This is a genomic window from Halorubrum sp. Atlit-26R (genome assembly GCF_003666015.1).
Taxonomy (GTDB): Archaea; Halobacteriota; Halobacteria; order Halobacteriales; family Haloferacaceae; genus Halorubrum.
In genome coordinates this window covers 36,952-51,353 of sequence record NZ_QPLT01000006.1, presented here as the reverse complement: position 1 = coordinate 51,353, position 14,402 = coordinate 36,952, and the positions used below count along the sequence as shown (strand labels likewise).

General features: G+C 69.4%; 14 protein-coding genes. 6 read left to right on the top strand and 8 right to left on the bottom strand.

Annotation, left to right across the window (positions count from 1 at the left end):
- Positions 1 to 155: 155 nt before the first annotated feature.
- The 3 genes from DVK07_RS08260 to DVK07_RS08250 are packed head-to-tail and all read left to right on the top strand — an operon-like array spanning position 156 to position 3,571.
- On the top strand, positions 156 to 1,460 hold the full coding sequence (locus DVK07_RS08260; RefSeq protein WP_233565390.1) for an extracellular solute-binding protein: 1,305 nt from the start codon (positions 156 to 158) through the stop codon (positions 1,458 to 1,460).
- A 15-nt stretch (positions 1,461 to 1,475) separates the two neighbouring features.
- On the top strand, positions 1,476 to 2,471 hold the full coding sequence (locus DVK07_RS08255) for a carbohydrate ABC transporter permease (RefSeq protein WP_121596605.1): 996 nt from the start codon (positions 1,476 to 1,478) through the stop codon (positions 2,469 to 2,471).
- Entirely contained in the window at positions 2,468 to 3,571 is a 1,104-nt protein-coding gene (locus tag DVK07_RS08250; RefSeq protein WP_199719440.1) for a sugar ABC transporter permease, read from the top strand. The genes DVK07_RS08255 and DVK07_RS08250 overlap by 4 nt, the downstream gene beginning before the upstream one ends.
- A gap of 344 nt (positions 3,572 to 3,915) precedes the next feature.
- On the opposite strand, the gene DVK07_RS08245 is transcribed toward DVK07_RS08250, so the two are convergent.
- Both DVK07_RS08245 and DVK07_RS08240 read right to left on the bottom strand, forming a co-directional pair.
- Entirely contained in the window at positions 3,916 to 4,947 is a 1,032-nt protein-coding gene (locus tag DVK07_RS08245; RefSeq protein WP_121596604.1) for a glutathione S-transferase family protein, read from the bottom strand.
- Positions 4,948 to 5,040: 93 nt separating this feature from the next.
- Positions 5,041 to 5,832, bottom strand: a complete 792-nt coding sequence (locus DVK07_RS08240) for a PHP-associated domain-containing protein (RefSeq protein WP_121596603.1) — start codon at positions 5,830 to 5,832, stop codon at positions 5,041 to 5,043.
- A 129-nt stretch (positions 5,833 to 5,961) separates the two neighbouring features.
- Between DVK07_RS08240 and DVK07_RS08235 the strand changes: the two genes are divergently transcribed.
- Positions 5,962 to 6,261 (top strand): hypothetical protein, encoded by a 300-nt coding sequence (locus DVK07_RS08235; RefSeq protein WP_121596602.1) that lies wholly within the window; start codon positions 5,962 to 5,964, stop codon positions 6,259 to 6,261.
- Positions 6,262 to 6,286: 25 nt separating this feature from the next.
- On the opposite strand, the gene rocF is transcribed toward DVK07_RS08235, so the two are convergent.
- Positions 6,287 to 7,192: an arginase gene (gene rocF / locus DVK07_RS08230; RefSeq protein ID WP_121596601.1), complete on the bottom strand. Its 906-nt coding sequence runs from the start codon at positions 7,190 to 7,192 to the stop codon at positions 6,287 to 6,289.
- A 697-nt stretch (positions 7,193 to 7,889) separates the two neighbouring features.
- On the opposite strand from rocF, the gene DVK07_RS08225 reads away from it, so the two are divergent.
- The gene (locus tag DVK07_RS08225) at positions 7,890 to 8,108 is read left to right on the top strand and encodes a hypothetical protein (protein WP_017342574.1); all 219 of its coding nucleotides are present in this window, start codon (positions 7,890 to 7,892) and stop codon (positions 8,106 to 8,108) included.
- A gap of 106 nt (positions 8,109 to 8,214) precedes the next feature.
- A complete protein-coding gene (locus DVK07_RS08220) occupies positions 8,215 to 8,748 on the top strand; it encodes an Rrf2 family transcriptional regulator (RefSeq protein WP_017342575.1) in 534 nt (177 codons plus the stop codon).
- 133 nt (positions 8,749 to 8,881) lie between these two features.
- Here DVK07_RS08220 and DVK07_RS08215 read toward each other — a convergent pair whose 3' ends face one another.
- From DVK07_RS08215 to DVK07_RS08195, 5 genes are all read right to left on the bottom strand, one after another.
- Positions 8,882 to 10,063 carry an NAD(P)/FAD-dependent oxidoreductase gene (locus tag DVK07_RS08215; protein WP_121596600.1) on the bottom strand — a complete coding sequence of 394 codons (1,182 nt, stop codon included), beginning with the start codon at positions 10,061 to 10,063 and terminating at the stop codon, positions 8,882 to 8,884.
- 103 nt (positions 10,064 to 10,166) lie between these two features.
- On the bottom strand, positions 10,167 to 10,985 hold the full coding sequence (locus DVK07_RS08210) for a nucleoside phosphorylase (RefSeq protein ID WP_121596599.1): 819 nt from the start codon (positions 10,983 to 10,985) through the stop codon (positions 10,167 to 10,169).
- 82 nt (positions 10,986 to 11,067) lie between these two features.
- Positions 11,068 to 11,472, bottom strand: a complete 405-nt coding sequence (gene cdd / locus DVK07_RS08205; protein ID WP_121596598.1) for a cytidine deaminase — start codon at positions 11,470 to 11,472, stop codon at positions 11,068 to 11,070.
- Between the two features lie 473 nt (positions 11,473 to 11,945).
- The gene (locus DVK07_RS08200) at positions 11,946 to 13,520 is read right to left on the bottom strand and encodes a hypothetical protein (RefSeq protein WP_121596597.1); all 1,575 of its coding nucleotides are present in this window, start codon (positions 13,518 to 13,520) and stop codon (positions 11,946 to 11,948) included.
- A gap of 116 nt (positions 13,521 to 13,636) precedes the next feature.
- Positions 13,637 to 14,371, bottom strand: a complete 735-nt coding sequence (locus tag DVK07_RS08195) for an MBL fold metallo-hydrolase (RefSeq protein ID WP_121596596.1) — start codon at positions 14,369 to 14,371, stop codon at positions 13,637 to 13,639.
- Positions 14,372 to 14,402: the final 31 nt, after the last annotated feature.

The following is a 14,402-nucleotide window of genomic DNA, read 5'->3' as shown; positions in this document are numbered from 1 at the left end:
TATATGGTGAACAATCTCTTCTCAAATATCGGCCTACTCGACGCGATCGCGCCGGTCGTCGATCCGCGCTGTCGACGAAGATCGATCCCGATCGATCGGAACACACCCCAAACACTAAATGTATGAAAATATAATTCATCATTTGTTCTGGACACATGAACGAGAAACGTAGAACGCTGCTCAAGGCGATGGGGGGAACGACTGCGCTCGCGGGGCTCGCGGGCTGTATCAGCACCGGCGGCGACGGCGGCGACGGCGGTGACGGGAGCGACGGAAGCGACGGAAGCGACGGCTCCGACGGGTCGGACGGAAGCGACGGGTCCGACGGCGGGAACACCGGGTCCGCGCGGCTGTGGACGGACCTCTCCGACGCCGAGGACGAGGCGATGACCGGCTACATCGACCAGTACGAGTCGGAGACGGGCAACACCATCAACAAGGAGGCGCCCGGCGGCGAGCTCGACCAGCAGCTCGAAACCGCGATCCCGGCCGGCGACGGCCCCGACTCGTGGATCTGGGCGCACGACTGGGTCGGCCGCTTCGCGGTCCGCGAGGACCCGCCGTTCCTCTACGACGCGAGCGACGACGTCGACGTCTCGCTCGACAGCTACACGCAGGCGGCGCGCGAGGCCGCGCAGTTCAACGACGGGCTCTACGGGCTCCCGTTCGCCTCCGAGACCGTCACGCTGTTCTACAACGAGGACATGGTCGACGAGCCGCCGGAGACCTTAGAGGAGATGGTCTCGATCATGGAGGAGCACCACGATCCCGAGAACGGCCAGTACGGCCTCTCGTACCCCGTGACGGACCCGTACTTCGTCAGCGGGTTCATCCAGGCGTACGGCGGGAACATCTTCGACGAGCAGAACCTCGAGGTCGGCGTCGACAGCGACGCGTGTAAGCGCGGGATGGACGCCCTCGAGACGGTGTCGCAGTACGTCCCGGCCGACCCCGGCTACGAGTCGCAGATCGTCGCGTTCGCGGACGGCCTCGCGCCGTTCGCGATCAACGGCCCGTGGGAGCTCGGGAACCTCCAGGACTCGATCGAGAACCTCGGCGTCACGACGCTGCCGACCATCGACGGCAACCACCCGCGCACGTACTCGGGCATCCAGCTGTTCTACTTCTCGTCGATGCTGGCCGACGCCGACCAGCCCTCGGTCGACGCCGCGACCGGCCTCGCCGAGTGGTACACCACCAACGAGGAGATCATCCAGACCAACGCCGCGGAACAGGGGTACATCCCCGTGCTGGCCGACGTCGTGGGCAACGGCGACCTCTCCTCGGAGGTCCAGGCGTTCGCCCAGCAGGTCGACCACGGCGTCCCCATCCCGACGCACCCGGACATGGACAGCGTCTGGACGCCCGTGACGGAGGCGCTGGAGCGCGTCTTCAACGACGAGCAGGACAGCGACGCCGCGCTCGACCAGGCAGCCTCCGAGATCCGGGAGGCGCTGTAGGCACCGCTCGGAGCGATGGCCTCTTCGCAACCCGGAACCGGCGTGAGCGGACTGGCGCGCCTGCGGTCGGCGCTGCCGTTCTCCAGTCGCGACTGGGGGCTGCTCCTCGTCGCGCCCGGCGTGCTGCTCTTCTCGAGTTTCATGCTGTACCCGATCTTCTACCTCTTCTACATCTCGCTGACCGACGCGACGTTCGCCGGGTCGGTGATCGGCGGCGGCGCCGAGCTGATCGGGCTGGCGAACTACGTCCAGCTGATCGGCGACTCGCAGTTCTGGACGTCGATGACGACGACGTGGCTGTTCGTCGCCGTCTCGCTCGTGATCAAGGTGATCCTCGCCGTGGGGATCGCTCTCCTGTTGAACCACGTTCGGGTCGCGGGCAAGCGCTACATGCGCGCGGCGGTGATCGTCCCGCTGGGGTTCCCCGGCATCTTCACGATCACCGTCTGGCGCGGGATGTTCAGCGACGCGCGCTTCGGCGTGTTCAACACCATCCTGGGCCGGTACAACGACGTGATGTCGTCGCTGTCGGCCCCGCAGGCCCTGCTGTTCGACGTGCCGATCGGGTTCCTCAGCGGTCGCTGGGAGGCGTTCTTCGCGTACGTCACCACCGAGGTGTGGCTGGCGTACCCGTTCATGGTGATCATCATCGTGAGCGCCCTTCAGGACGTGCCTCGGTCGCTCCACGAGGCCGCGATGGTCGACGGCGCGGGAGCGCTCCAGCGGTTCCGGACCGTGACGCTGCCCGCGATCAAGGGGCCGGTCCTGTTCGCGTCGATCCTCACGGCCGCGACGTCGTTCCAGCAGTTCCTGATCCCGTGGGTGTTCAACCAGGGGGGGCCGTCGAGGCAGAACGAGCTGATCATCGTGTACGGCTACCGCGAGGCGATCACGTTCAACCAGTTCGGCCTGTCGGCCGCGATCCTGATCGTCGGGATCGGGTTCGTCGGGCTGTTCATGTACGCCGCCGTGCGCTACGGCGGCCTCGCCGAGGGGGTGGGTGACGAATGAGCTCGCGAGGCTCCGCGGCCGGACTGGTCGCGTCCGCGACCGCCCTCGTCGCCGCCGCGGTCGGCTTGGTCCGCTCGAAGCTGGTCGCGCTCGCGACCGCGCCGAAGCGGTTCGTCGTGATGGTCCAGCGGGCGATTTACGACGTCCGCACCGGGAAACGCAGCTCGTGGGACGTGACGAAGAGCGTCCTGATGACGCTGTTCGGCCTCGCGATGGTGCTCGTGCTGCTGTTCCCGCTGTTCTGGATCACGACCGCGTCGCTCGCGGAGGGGTCGCGACTGTTCAACACCAGCGGCATCTTCCCGGACCCGTCGACGTACAACCTCGGCGCGTACCGGTGGGTGATCTTCGAGTCCGACTTCTTCTTCGTCGACGGCGACTGGGGGTATCCCCAGCTGGTCCTCGGCGGCGGGGACGGGCTCGTGAGCTTCCGGTGGGCCGGCACCGAGACCGGTCCCGGGGCCGTGTTCAACAGCCTCTACATCGTCAGCGTGACGCTCGCGGCCGGGTTCGGGATGATCGTCCCGGCGGCGTACGCGTTCTCGCGCCGCAAGTTCGTCGGCCGCAAGCGCATCCTCTACGGCTACGTCCTCTTCACGCAGATCGGCGCCGGCCTGTCGATCGCGACGCTCGTGGCGCTGTACTCGCTGTTCAGCACCTACGGGCTCACGAACAACCTGTTCGTCCTCGGACTCTTCTACGCCGCGTCGGCGATCCCGTTCAACACGTGGCTGTTGAAGACGTACATGGACAACATCCCCGTCTCCTACGAGGAGGCGGCGATGGTCGACGGCGCGAGCTTCCTCGACACGATCCGGGAGGTCATCCTCCCGCTGACGAAACCGGGGCTCGCCGTCGTTCTGATCTTCGTCTGGCTCGCCGGCTGGAACGAGTTCATCATCGCGCAGACGCTGCTGCGCCCCGAGAACTACCCGCTGTCGGTGGAGCTGTACAACATCGCGACCGAGGGCCGGTTCTCGACGCCGTGGACGCGGTTCGCGGCGTTCGCGAACCTGTTCGCGCTGCCGGTCGCGATCGTCTACTTCGCGGCCCAGCGCTCCGTCGAGGACGGGCTCTCGTTCGGCGGCATGGAGGGATAACGGACCGAGCGCGGTCCGCCTCCGGCCGATCTGCGTTTCGCGGTTCTCGTTTTCGCGGTTCTCGTTTTCGCGGTTCTCGTTTTCGCGGTTCTCGTTTTCGCGGTTCTCGTTTTCGCGCAGTCTTTTCGCCTGATCGATCCGACCCGCGATCGATCGTCGACACCGCCCCGCTCCGCACGGCACCTCATACCTCCCCAGCCTCGGCGGACGGCCCGGCGCGGGCGGAGCCGCGCCGGACCGCCGCCTCCCTCGCGGGCTTCTCGCGGCCGCCGATGGCGGCCGCTCGAAGGCGCGCCACCGCGAAGGAATTTATAAAAGATATCCCGCCCGAAACCGTTCGCCGCTCAGTCGTCGGCGGTCGGCGTCGGCGCCTCGCCGCCGAGCCGCTCGCGCTCGTGGTCGGCCTCGAAGTCGAGGTCGGGACCGCGCGCGATGATCCCCGAGGGGGTCACGTCGGGGTGCGTGGTGTAGTAGTGCTCCTTGATGTGGGCCATGTTCACCGTCTCCGCGACGCCCGGCGTCTGGTAGAGGTCGCGCAGGTACGGCCAGAGGTTGTCGTACTGGTGGACGAACTGCCGGTTACACATGAAGTGCGTGTGATACACCTGGTCGAAGCGGACCAGGGTGGTGAACATGCAGATGTCCGCCTCGGTGAGCGAGTCGCCGACGAGGTAGCGCTGGTCCGCCAGGTGGTCGTCGTAGCGGTCGAGCGCGCCGAAGAGGTCGTCCATCGCCTCGTCGTAGGCCGTCTGGGAGGTGGCGAAGCCGGCGCGGTAGACGCCGTTGTTGATCGGCTCGTAGATGTCCGTGATCACCTCGTCGACGTCCGCGACGGTCGCGGCGTCCTCGTCGTCCGGGAGCAGCGAGACGCCGTTCCCGAGGTCGGCAAACGCGGTCGAGAGGGTGCGGAGGATCTCTCGCGACTCGTTGTTGACGATCGTCTCCTCCTCGGTGTCCCACAGCACGGGGACGGTCACCCGACAGGTGGCGTCGGGGTCGGCCTCGACGTACAGCTCGCGGAGGTAGTCGCTGTCGTGGAGGTGGTCGGGCGTGCAGCCGTCCTTCTCCGGGGTGAACTGCCAGCCGTCCTCGCCGCGGTACGGGTCGACGACCGAGACGCCGATCGCGTCTTCGAGGCCGAGCAGCGACCGCGCGAGCAGCGTGCGGTGCGCCCACGGGCAGGCGTACGAGACGTACAGGTGGTACCGGCCGGCCTCCGGCTGGAAGCGCTCGTCGGGCTCCGCGTCGACGTGGTCGGGCACGTCGCTGCCCGCGATCCAGTTCCGGAAGGTCGTCTCGCCGCGCTGGAACGAGCCGTCCTCGTCCGTCGCCTCGTAGGTGTCCGTGCGCCACTCGCCGTTCACGAGCTGATTCATGTCTCTCACGTGGGCCTCCGTCCGTATAACGTGGGCGGGGACACGCGTGTCACCGGTCGGACGGGGAGCGAACCGCCGGATTTCGATCCCCTCCTACTCGTAGACGCTCACGTCGTCGAACCGGCCCTCGTAGGCGACGTTCGACGGGAGCGTCGGCTCGTTGCCCGAGAGGAACATCCGGTCGAGTTTCACCCAGGTGTTCTCGTAGGCGAGGTGCGCGAACTCCACGAGCCCGCGGAGCTGGTGGCCGGCGCCGCCGCGGTGGATCACCGTCCGGGGACGGCGCTCGCGGAACGCGTCGACGATCGCTTCCTCGTCGTCGAGGTCGCCTTCGAAGGCGGTCCACGCCTCGCCGACCGTGCCGGGGAGGTGCGCGTACGACGAGCCGAACCCCGGACAGCCGGTCTCCTCGGCGGTCCGGCGCGCGCGGGCGTTCTGGTGGGGGAGCAGCTTCGTGTTGTACGTCTCGACAGCGTCGAGCCGCGCTGCGTGCGCGTCGACCTCGGGCCGCGTGAGCGAGATAGTGGCGAAGCCGGGATGGGGGACGAGGACCGCCGCGTCCTGCCGCTCGAACTCGGCCATCGCGCCCTCGAAGGTGATGTAGTCTGGGACCGGGTCGGAGAGCCCGAGCACGAGGAGGTGCCGCCGGTTCCCCCAGTCGCCGGTGAACACCTCGCGGGCGGGGACGACGGTCAGCTCGTCGTCGGTGTACCGCGCCGCGCGCTCGCGGATCGTCGGGAGGCGCGTGAAGTGGGGCGCGTACACGAGCGCGTCGATCCCGCGATCTTTCGCGCGGGCGACGACCTCGTCGTCGAGCACCTTGACGTGGGCGTCGACGCGCGTTTGCGGTCGGGTCACGGTCGCACGGTCGTCGCGGCGGCGCAAAGACGTATCGTTCGACGACGACGGTGCCGCGACCGCGGACCGAGGGCCGCGGTGTTCGTCCCCTCGACGCCGTGGCTCCCCCCGCCGAGGTGGGAAACCGTTAATCCCCCTCGGGCGAGAGTTCGGGGTATGGCACCTCGCTGGACGTGCGGCATCGGCGACTGCGACGCCGCCTTCGACGACGTGGAGGCGGCGATCGTCCACCAGACCAACGAGCATCAGCGCCACGAGTGTAAGGTCTGCGGCACGATCGTCCCGGACGGCTACTTCGCGATCCGCCACGCGTTCGACGAGCACACCCGGGCGGAGTTCGTCCGCGCGTACGACGCCGACTCGGCGGCGGTCCGCCGCCGCGAGGAGATCAAAGGCGAGGTCGAGTCGGCGGCCGACCTCCAGCGGGTCGTCGAGGAGCTGGACCGCGGCGTCTGACGCGTTCGGATCGACCGGCCTCGATTCAGAGGACTCGCTTCCCGAACGCGCTCGCCGCCAGCTCCGTCGCCAACTCGGCCGTCTCGTTGTGCTGGTCCAGCGTCGGGTTCACCTCGACGATCTCCATCGAGCGGAGCGCGTCGGTCTCGTCGACGAGCTCCATCGCGCTGTGCGCCTCCCGATAGGTGGCGCCGCCGCGGACCGGCGTCCCGACGCCGGGCGCGGCGTTCGGGTCGAGGAAGTCCAGGTCGAGGCTGACGTGGATCCCGTCGACGCCGTCCGCGGCGACTTCGAGCGCCTCCTCCGTGACCTCCGTGATCCCCCGCTCGTCGATGTCGGACATCGTGTACGCGGCGAAGCCGCGCTCTTTGATTAGCTCCGCCTCCGCCTCGTCGACCGACCGGAGCCCGACGAGGACGACGTTCTCCGGCGAGAGCCCCGCCGCGTTCGCCCACTCGGTGTCCGCGAACTCGTCGATCCCGAGCGCGGCAGCCAGCGGCATCCCGTGGACGTTGCCGGACGGCGTCGTCGCGGGGGTGTTGAGGTCGGCGTGCGCGTCGAACCAGACGGCGCCGATGTCGGCGTCGCGCGCAGATCCCGAGAGGCTCCCGATGGCGATGGAGTGGTCGCCGCCGAGCGCGAGCGGCACCTCGCCGTCGTCGAGCGTCGCGGCGACCTCGTCGCCGAGCCGCCGACAGACGTCGGCCGTCTCGCGGAGGAACTTCGCCTTCCCCTCGCTGGGCGCGTCCGCGTCGGGGTCGCGCTCCTCCGCCCGGGGGACGAGGAGGTCGCCCGCGTCGACGGTCTCGACGCCGGCGCCGGCGAGCTGCTCGGCGAGCCCGCCGTACCGGATCGCCGACGGTCCCATGTCGACCCCGCGTCGGTTCGCCCCGTAGTCGGTCGGCGCGCCGATGATCCTGACCGTGGTCATACCGACAACGCGGCGCGCCGCCGCTTGAATTGTGGGGTTCGAAGCTTTGGTGAAATCCCGTTCTTCAAATAGATACCCCTCCGAAACAGCTGTTCACTGAAGCGTGCTTCTCGATCGGTTGCGGGAGTAAGTGTAGTACGTTGTGTGTGAGGCAATTTATAAACCAGAGTGCGGTGTTGCTGTCGGCTGTTTATAAGTGATTGACGCCACCGCGGCGAGTGTCTCCAAAGCCCCAGCCGTGAGGGCGTCGTACGCTCGCTGCGCTCCTCGGTCGCTCACTCCGTTCGCTCCCTACGGTGCTTACGTCGCCTACGACGCCCTCACGGCTGCCCCTTTGAGTCCCGCCCACACAGCGACCGCACCTCACGCCTCCCCAGCCTCGCCGCTCGCTCCGCTCGCGGCGTCCCTCGCGGGTTGGCTCGCGGCCTCCGCTTTGCTCCGGCCGCTCGCAGGCGCGCCACCGCACCCCTTTTATAAGCCCTCGTCTCCGCCGCTCACCGTCATTTAAATACGACATCGCGGTCGGCGATCTGCGATACTCACTTCCGCTATCGCTCGCCGCTACCCCTGTATTGGCCGTAACCGGGTCAAAACCCGTTACCGACGGAGGATTTCAACGGAGCCGGGATCGGCGGTCGCGCTCGCCCGTCTCGCCGGATCGGACACGGTTTTGCGCTCGGCCCCTCACGAGTCGTTCATGAGCAGCTCCGATCCCTACTCGGTCGACCCCGCCGACATCGAGCCGATCGGCGCGACCATCGCGGTCGCGTTCACCGGCGCGGCGATCGGGCTCGTCGGCGCCGCGGTCTCGTTCGTCGCCGTCGACTTCGGGGTCGCGCTGGTCGGCGTCGGCGTCGTCGTCGCGCTGTCGAGCCCGCTCGCGTACGTCCGGATGAAGCGGCTGCGCGGCGAGTAGACCGGCGCGCCGCGGGCTGACGGCGCTCGGTGGCCGAGGGATCTCACACGATCATTTATAAGTGAATTCCATCGCATTTAAGCGGGGGCGCTCTGTAATTGGCACCATGTCATCGATCGAGCTCACGTCGAGCCAGAAAAGCATCCTCTCGGCCCTCATCAACCTGTACGGGGAGCAGGAGGACGCCGTGAAGGGCGAGGCGATCGCCGAGGAAGTCGACCGCAACCCCGGGACGATCCGCAACCAGATGCAGAGCCTCAAGGCCCTCCAGCTCGTCGAGGGCGTCCCCGGCCCGAAAGGCGGCTACAAGCCCACCTCGAACGCCTACGAGGCGCTCGACATCCAGCGCATGGACGAGCCGGCCGACGTCCCGATCTTCCACGCGGGCGAGCAGCTCGACGGAGTCAACGTCGACGGGATCGACCTCTCCAGCGTCCACCACCCCGAGCTGTGCCGGGCGGAGATCCACGTCCAGGGCTCGGTCCGCGACTTCCACGAGGGCGACAGCGTCACCGTCGGCCCGACCCCGCTCTCGAAGCTCGTCATCGACGGCACCGTCGACGGGAAAGACGACACCGCGAACATCCTCATCCTGCGGATCGACGACATGCGGGCGCCCGACGAGCCGGCCGAGCACTGACTGCGGACGCGGAATTCTGCGACCGTTTCGGAGGTTTTCCCGGAAAGCGCGGACCGATTCGTCGCTGAGAAGAGTCGGAAGTCGGAGCCAGGAGTCGGATCCGGAAGTACGTCGCTGAGGGGGTCGCCCGCGCTTACATGTCCCCGAACGCGCCGACGGCGCGGCCCGCGGAGGAGACCTTGTTGATCCAGCGCGTGGCGATCGCCTTCTTCAGCAGCTTCGCGGGCGTGCCGCCGAACGTCTTGATCGGCATCCCCACCACGTCGTGGGCGACCGCCTCCTCGCCGACGGAGATGACCGTCCCCTTGTCCTCGTGGGTCCACGAGCGGAGCGGCGCGCCGCGGGCGGCGCGCGCGAGGTTCGCGCCCGCGACCTCCGCGGCCTGCCAGGCGGCCTGCGCGGTCGGCGGCGCGACGTCGTCGTCGCCCTGCTCGACGAGGGCGGTGTCGCCGATGGCGAACACGCGGTCGTCGCTGGTGGCGAAGTCGGAGCCGGCGTGGACGCGCTTCGACCGTTCGTCCTTCTCGACCTCGACGTTCTCCAGTTCGGGCTGGCCGGTAATTCCGCCGGTCCAGATCAGCACGTCGTAGCCGAGCTCCTCGGGTTCTTCGTCCTCGCCGCCGCCGAGGTAGACGGCCTCCTCGTCGGCTTCGGAGATGAAGTCGCCGGTGAGGATCTCGACGTCGGCGTCTTCGAGCCGCTGGCGGAGCGCGCCTTGGATCTGCGGGTCGTTACCGGGGAACACCTCGTCGAGCCCCTCGACCAGCTTGATGTCGAGCGGCGCGCGGTGCTTGTCGCGGTACGCGGCGATCTCGCCGGCCGTCTGGATGCCGGAGAGGCCGGCACCGCCGACGATCACCTGCGCCGGGTCCGAGCGGGTCGCGTCCGCGGCCGCCTCGCGGACGTCCTCGTGGATCGCCTTCGCGTCGTCGAGCCCCTTCAGCTGGTGGGCGTGCTCCTTCAGGCCCTCGATGCCGAAGAACGCGGTCGTGGAGCCGATCCCGAGGAGGAGGTAGTCGTAGTCGACGGTCGTCCCGTCGTCGGTCTCGACGACGCGCTCGTCGGTGTCGACGTCGACGACCCGGCCCCGGACGAAGTCGGACTCGGGCGATTTGATCTCGTCGACGGGGATGGTGATCTTGTCCTCGACGGCGGGGTTGCGGATCGCGCGGTGGACCTCGTGGAGAACGAGGTGGTAGTCGTGTTCCGAGATCCACGTGAGCTCGGCCTCGCCCTCGCCGACCTCGTCTTCGAACGCCTTCACCGCCCCTGCGCCGGCGTACCCGGAGCCGACGACGACGACCTGTGTACTCATGGCCGTAACTCCACGGCGCGCAGATAAAGTCGCTTTGGAACGCTCGCAGGCGAGAATCGCCGACGCGGCGGGGACGGTCCGCGACGGCGGGACCGCGCGCCCGCTACAGCGAGAGCCCGGCGTGCCAGCGGTCCGCGCCCGCCTCCCGCTTGACCTCGTCCATCCGCGCGAGCAGCTTCACCGCGAGGCTCGCGGTCTCGGCCGCGCGCGACTCGCCCTCCGTCCGGAACTCGCCGGTCACGCGGTTGGCGTAGACGGAGCAGACCGCGCCCGCGCGGAGCCCGTACACGCTCGCGATCGTGAGGATCGACGACGCCTCCATCTCGATGTTCTTCACGTTCGCGTCCCGAAGCTCCGCGACGAGCTCGTCCGAGCCGGCGGCCTCGAACCCCTCGAATCCGGGGCGGCCCTGACCCGCGTAGAAGGAGTCGGCGCTCATCGTCACGCCGGTGTGGTAGTCGTGGCCCAGCCGCTCGGCGGCGGCGACCAGGGCGGAGACGACCTCGCCGTCCGCGGCCGCGGGGTAGTCCTCGCGGACGTACTCGTCGCTCGTCCCCTCCTGGCGGACCGCCCCGGTCGTGATCACGAGGTCGCCCACCTCCATCTCCGGCTGGATCGCGCCGCAGGAGCCGACCCGGATGAACGTGTCGACGCCGACGCGCGCCAGTTCCTCGACGGCGATGGCGGCCGACGGCGAGCCGATACCGGTCGACGTCACCGAGATCGGCGCGCCGTCGTACGTGCCGGTGGCGGTGCGGTACTCGCGGTGGCGCGCGACCTCCTCGTGGCCGTCCCACAGCGCCGTGATCTTGTCGACGCGCTCGGGGTTGCCCGGGAGCAGGACCGCGTCCGCGACGTCCTCCGGCGCGGCCTCGACGTGGTAGCCGGCCCCGTCGTTCGGGTCCTCGCTGTCTTCGGTCATGTCTCCGCCCTTCGGCGAGCCGTTTAAAAGTAGTTCCGTCTCGGTCGCTCGGGATGTCTCGCCGGCTCAGACCACCGTGCGGTCAGTCCTCTCTGGCGTCGTCGAGCGTCCCCTCGGAGATGGTGTTCGGGAGCAGTTCGCCGAGCGTGTACTCCGTCACGGCGTCGCCGCCCTCGTCGCAGGCGACGACGAGGTCGTCGGCCGCGAACTCGGCGAGCGTCTGCCGGCACATCCCGCAGGGGGTGACGCCGTCGCGGACGCCCGACGAGACCGCGATCCGGTCGAACTCGCGGTGGCCGTTCTTGACCGCCTCCGCGAGCGCGACCTCCTCGGCGTGGAGGCTGTTGGAGTAGTTCGCGTTCTCGATGTTACAACCGGTGTAGACGGTGCCGTCGGCGGTCCGGAGGGCGGCGCCGACGCGGTACTCGGAGTACGGGACGTGGGCGGCCTCCAAGGCCTCGCGCGCCGCGGCGATCAGCTCGTCCATACCGGTGAGTGACGGGGCGGGCCGATAACTGTACTGTGTCGTAGATCGATGAGTCGGCGGTAACGGTGGACGGGCCAGAAAGTGAGCGTCCACCCTGACGGCTCGGAACGCCTTCGACGAGGCCTCCGAAGCCACGGCCGCGAGGCCGTACGCGGTTGCTTATACCTCTCGACACGAACACCACCGAAGCCCCAGTCGCGAGGCGGACAGACGCTCGCTGCGCGCCTCACTCGTTCGCTTCGCTCACTCGTTGCGGTGCTTACATCGCCTCTGTCCGCCTCGCGACTGCCCCTTCGAGTCCCGCCCCGCCCAGCACCGCACCTCACGCCTCCCCAGCCTCGTCGCTGGCGGTCCTCGCTTCGCTCGACCGCCACCGACTCCCTCGCGCGGCGCTCCTGGCGGCCGCCTTCGGCGGCCGCTCGGAGGCGCGCGCCACCGCAGGGGAACCGAGAGAATCGTCGCGAGAGGCCGGCTCAGTCGCCGCCCGTCCACGCCGAAAATCCGCCGTCGATGAGCGTGTCGGCCTGCTGGCGGATGTACTCGCGCTGGGTGTCGTGGACCGCGGTCTCGAAGTCGTCGCCGTCGTCGAGGCGGGCGCGGACGCGGTCGCGCTTCCAGCTCGCCGGCGTCGTGCGGTTCGCGACCCGCCAGCGGAGCGGCGCGATCCACTCGGCGGCCTCGTCGTCGGCGCAGCCCGCGGTCCGGAGCCCGGCCTCGGCGTGGTCGAGGAGGTCCTCGTACAGCGCGTCCGTGTCCGTCGTGCGCTCCCCGTCGCGGCCGATCCACTCCATGTCGGCGTCGAGGCCGTCCGCGACCGCGGCGTAGAAGTTGTCGCGGGCGGTCTCCCACTCCAGCCCGATGACGGGGTGCTCCCGCTGGGCGAGCGCCTGCATCAGCCCCGCGAACGCCGCCTGGAACGCGATGGAGTCGCGGACCGTGGGCTGGCCGGGGATCGGGCGGAACTCGATCCGGGCGTTGGCGGCCGAGCGGCTCGCCCCCTCGAAGACGGGGCGCACCCACCGCCAGTAGCTCCCGTGTTTCGTCCGGAACGTCGCGAACTCGTCGTCGAAGCGGTCGCTGCCGCCCGGGTCGGGCATCGGGATCAGCGTCTCGTCGCCCGCGATGCGGTCGACCGCGGTCTCGACGTCGCGGAAGTCGCGCGGGAACCGCACCTTGTCCGCGTCGGTCCGCGCGTTGAGGACGGACTCGAACACGTGGACGCGGTTCTCCGTGGCCCCCTCGGTGAGAACGCGCTCGCCGTCCCAGCCGTCGTCGTACAGGTCCGGCGGGAAGAACGGGGAGTTGACGCCGAGCGCTAAGAGCGGCCCGGCGATCCGGAGCGCGTACCGGAAGTGCCGCGGCAGCGTCTCGGCGTGCGCCACCTGGTAGTGCGGCTGGATCGACGTGATGAGGCTCTCGGGCATCACCGTGTCCGCCGCCAGCGACACGCCCGGCGCCGAGAGCTCGACCCGACCACCTTCCGACCCGTCCGCCCCGTCGGAGTCCGCGTTCGCCATCGCGTGGTAGCGGACGGAGTCGCTCATGTTGACCGCGACGACCACGCCGTCGACCTCGACGCTGTCGGTGAGGTACTCGCGGGCGGTCTCGCCCGCCGGCGGGATGGTCCAGAGCCCGTCGGAGACGAGCCGCATCCCCTCCACGCCGGCGGTGTTCTCCGCGGCCTCCAAGCGCGCGCGGACCTCCGCGAGCTGCGCGCGGAGCCCGTGGTCGGAGAGCGGCTGCGGGCTCGTCGACATCTCGGCGTTGTGGAGCCCCAGCTCCTTCTCGAACCCCATCAGCTCCAGCATCCGGCGGGGAACGCGCATCAGCGCGTACTCGCCCGCCCGCGACTCCTCGCTCCACCGCCCGTCGCCGACCGCGTAGAACTCGTACTCGAAGCCGACGATCGACTGATGGTTGTCGAAGGAGCCGTCGCGGAGCTCCTGTTTGACGATCTCGGCCTCCTCGGCCGCGCGCTCGGCGAACGCCTCGGCGTCGACCGAAAGCGCCTCCCGGACCCCGTCGGCGAGCGCGGACTCGGTGGTCATGCGACCGAGGAAGGACGCGGCGGGTTAAAAAGGTCACCGGCCGCGAGAGGGTTCGGGTCGCGTTCCCACGACGTCTCCGAAGGGTTCGCTCCCCGCCGGCTCGCCGACCTCTCGGCCTACTGGTTCGCCGAGCGCGCGTCGAGCGCGACGGGGATCGACCGGCTCGCGACGTCGCCCGCGAACGCCTCGCCGTCCGCTTCGAGCAGGTCGAAGGTGTCGTAGTGGATCGGGACGACGAGGTCGGGACCCATCGCCTCGGCGAGGTCGGCCGCCTCGCGCCGGTCGGCGACGATGCCGCCCCCGCCGATGTTCGCGAGGAAGACGGAGACGTCGAGCTCGGCGAAGCCGTCGAGCGCGTCCGAGTCGCCCGGCCAGAAGACGGTGCGGCCGCCGAGCGACAGCAGGAAGCCGCAGCCGAAGCCGGGCGGGTGCGCGACCGAGCCGTCCGCGTCCGCGTTCGGTCCCTCGGGGTCGTTGTGGGCCGGGACCGACCACACCGTGACCTCGCCTGCGGGCGTGTCGACGTCGACGCGCTCCTCCTCGCCGACGCGGACCACCTCGTAGTCGGCCGCGAGCGCGTCGATCGACTCGACGTCGCGGTCGATGCCGGCGGGGTCGACCGCCTCGTAGATGACGAGCGTCGCGTCCTCGCTCGCGACCGACCGGATCCCGTCGCTGTCGTAGTGATGGTCGTGGGTGACGACGACGAGGTCGCCGTCGCGGGCCCAGTAGTCGTCGAGGACGCCGTAGCGGCCGGGATCGGTGTAGGCCACGGGCCCCTCGTCCGTCTCCAGCCGCGCCGTCGCGTAGCCGAGCCACTCCACCGAGAACTCCTCGTAGCGGACCGTCATGTCGCAGCCTGCGGCCGCGGGCGCCTTGAGG

Coding starts and splice junctions, on each gene's coding strand:
- DVK07_RS08260 (WP_233565390.1), top strand. CDS start 156: ATGAACGAGAAACGTAGAACGCTGCTCAAGGCGATGGGGGGAACGACT.
- DVK07_RS08255 (WP_121596605.1), top strand. CDS start 1,476: ATGGCCTCTTCGCAACCCGGAACCGGCGTGAGCGGACTGGCGCGCCTG.
- DVK07_RS08250 (WP_199719440.1), top strand. CDS start 2,468: ATGAGCTCGCGAGGCTCCGCGGCCGGACTGGTCGCGTCCGCGACCGCC.
- DVK07_RS08245 (WP_121596604.1), bottom strand. CDS start 4,947: ATGAATCAGCTCGTGAACGGCGAGTGGCGCACGGACACCTACGAGGCG.
- DVK07_RS08235 (WP_121596602.1), top strand. CDS start 5,962: ATGGCACCTCGCTGGACGTGCGGCATCGGCGACTGCGACGCCGCCTTC.
- rocF (WP_121596601.1), bottom strand. CDS start 7,192: ATGACCACGGTCAGGATCATCGGCGCGCCGACCGACTACGGGGCGAAC.
- DVK07_RS08225 (WP_017342574.1), top strand. CDS start 7,890: ATGAGCAGCTCCGATCCCTACTCGGTCGACCCCGCCGACATCGAGCCG.
- DVK07_RS08220 (WP_017342575.1), top strand. CDS start 8,215: ATGTCATCGATCGAGCTCACGTCGAGCCAGAAAAGCATCCTCTCGGCC.
- DVK07_RS08215 (WP_121596600.1), bottom strand. CDS start 10,063: ATGAGTACACAGGTCGTCGTCGTCGGCTCCGGGTACGCCGGCGCAGGG.
- DVK07_RS08210 (WP_121596599.1), bottom strand. CDS start 10,985: ATGACCGAAGACAGCGAGGACCCGAACGACGGGGCCGGCTACCACGTC.
- cdd (WP_121596598.1), bottom strand. CDS start 11,472: ATGGACGAGCTGATCGCCGCGGCGCGCGAGGCCTTGGAGGCCGCCCAC.
- DVK07_RS08200 (WP_121596597.1), bottom strand. CDS start 13,520: ATGACCACCGAGTCCGCGCTCGCCGACGGGGTCCGGGAGGCGCTTTCG.
- DVK07_RS08195 (WP_121596596.1), bottom strand. CDS start 14,371: ATGACGGTCCGCTACGAGGAGTTCTCGGTGGAGTGGCTCGGCTACGCG.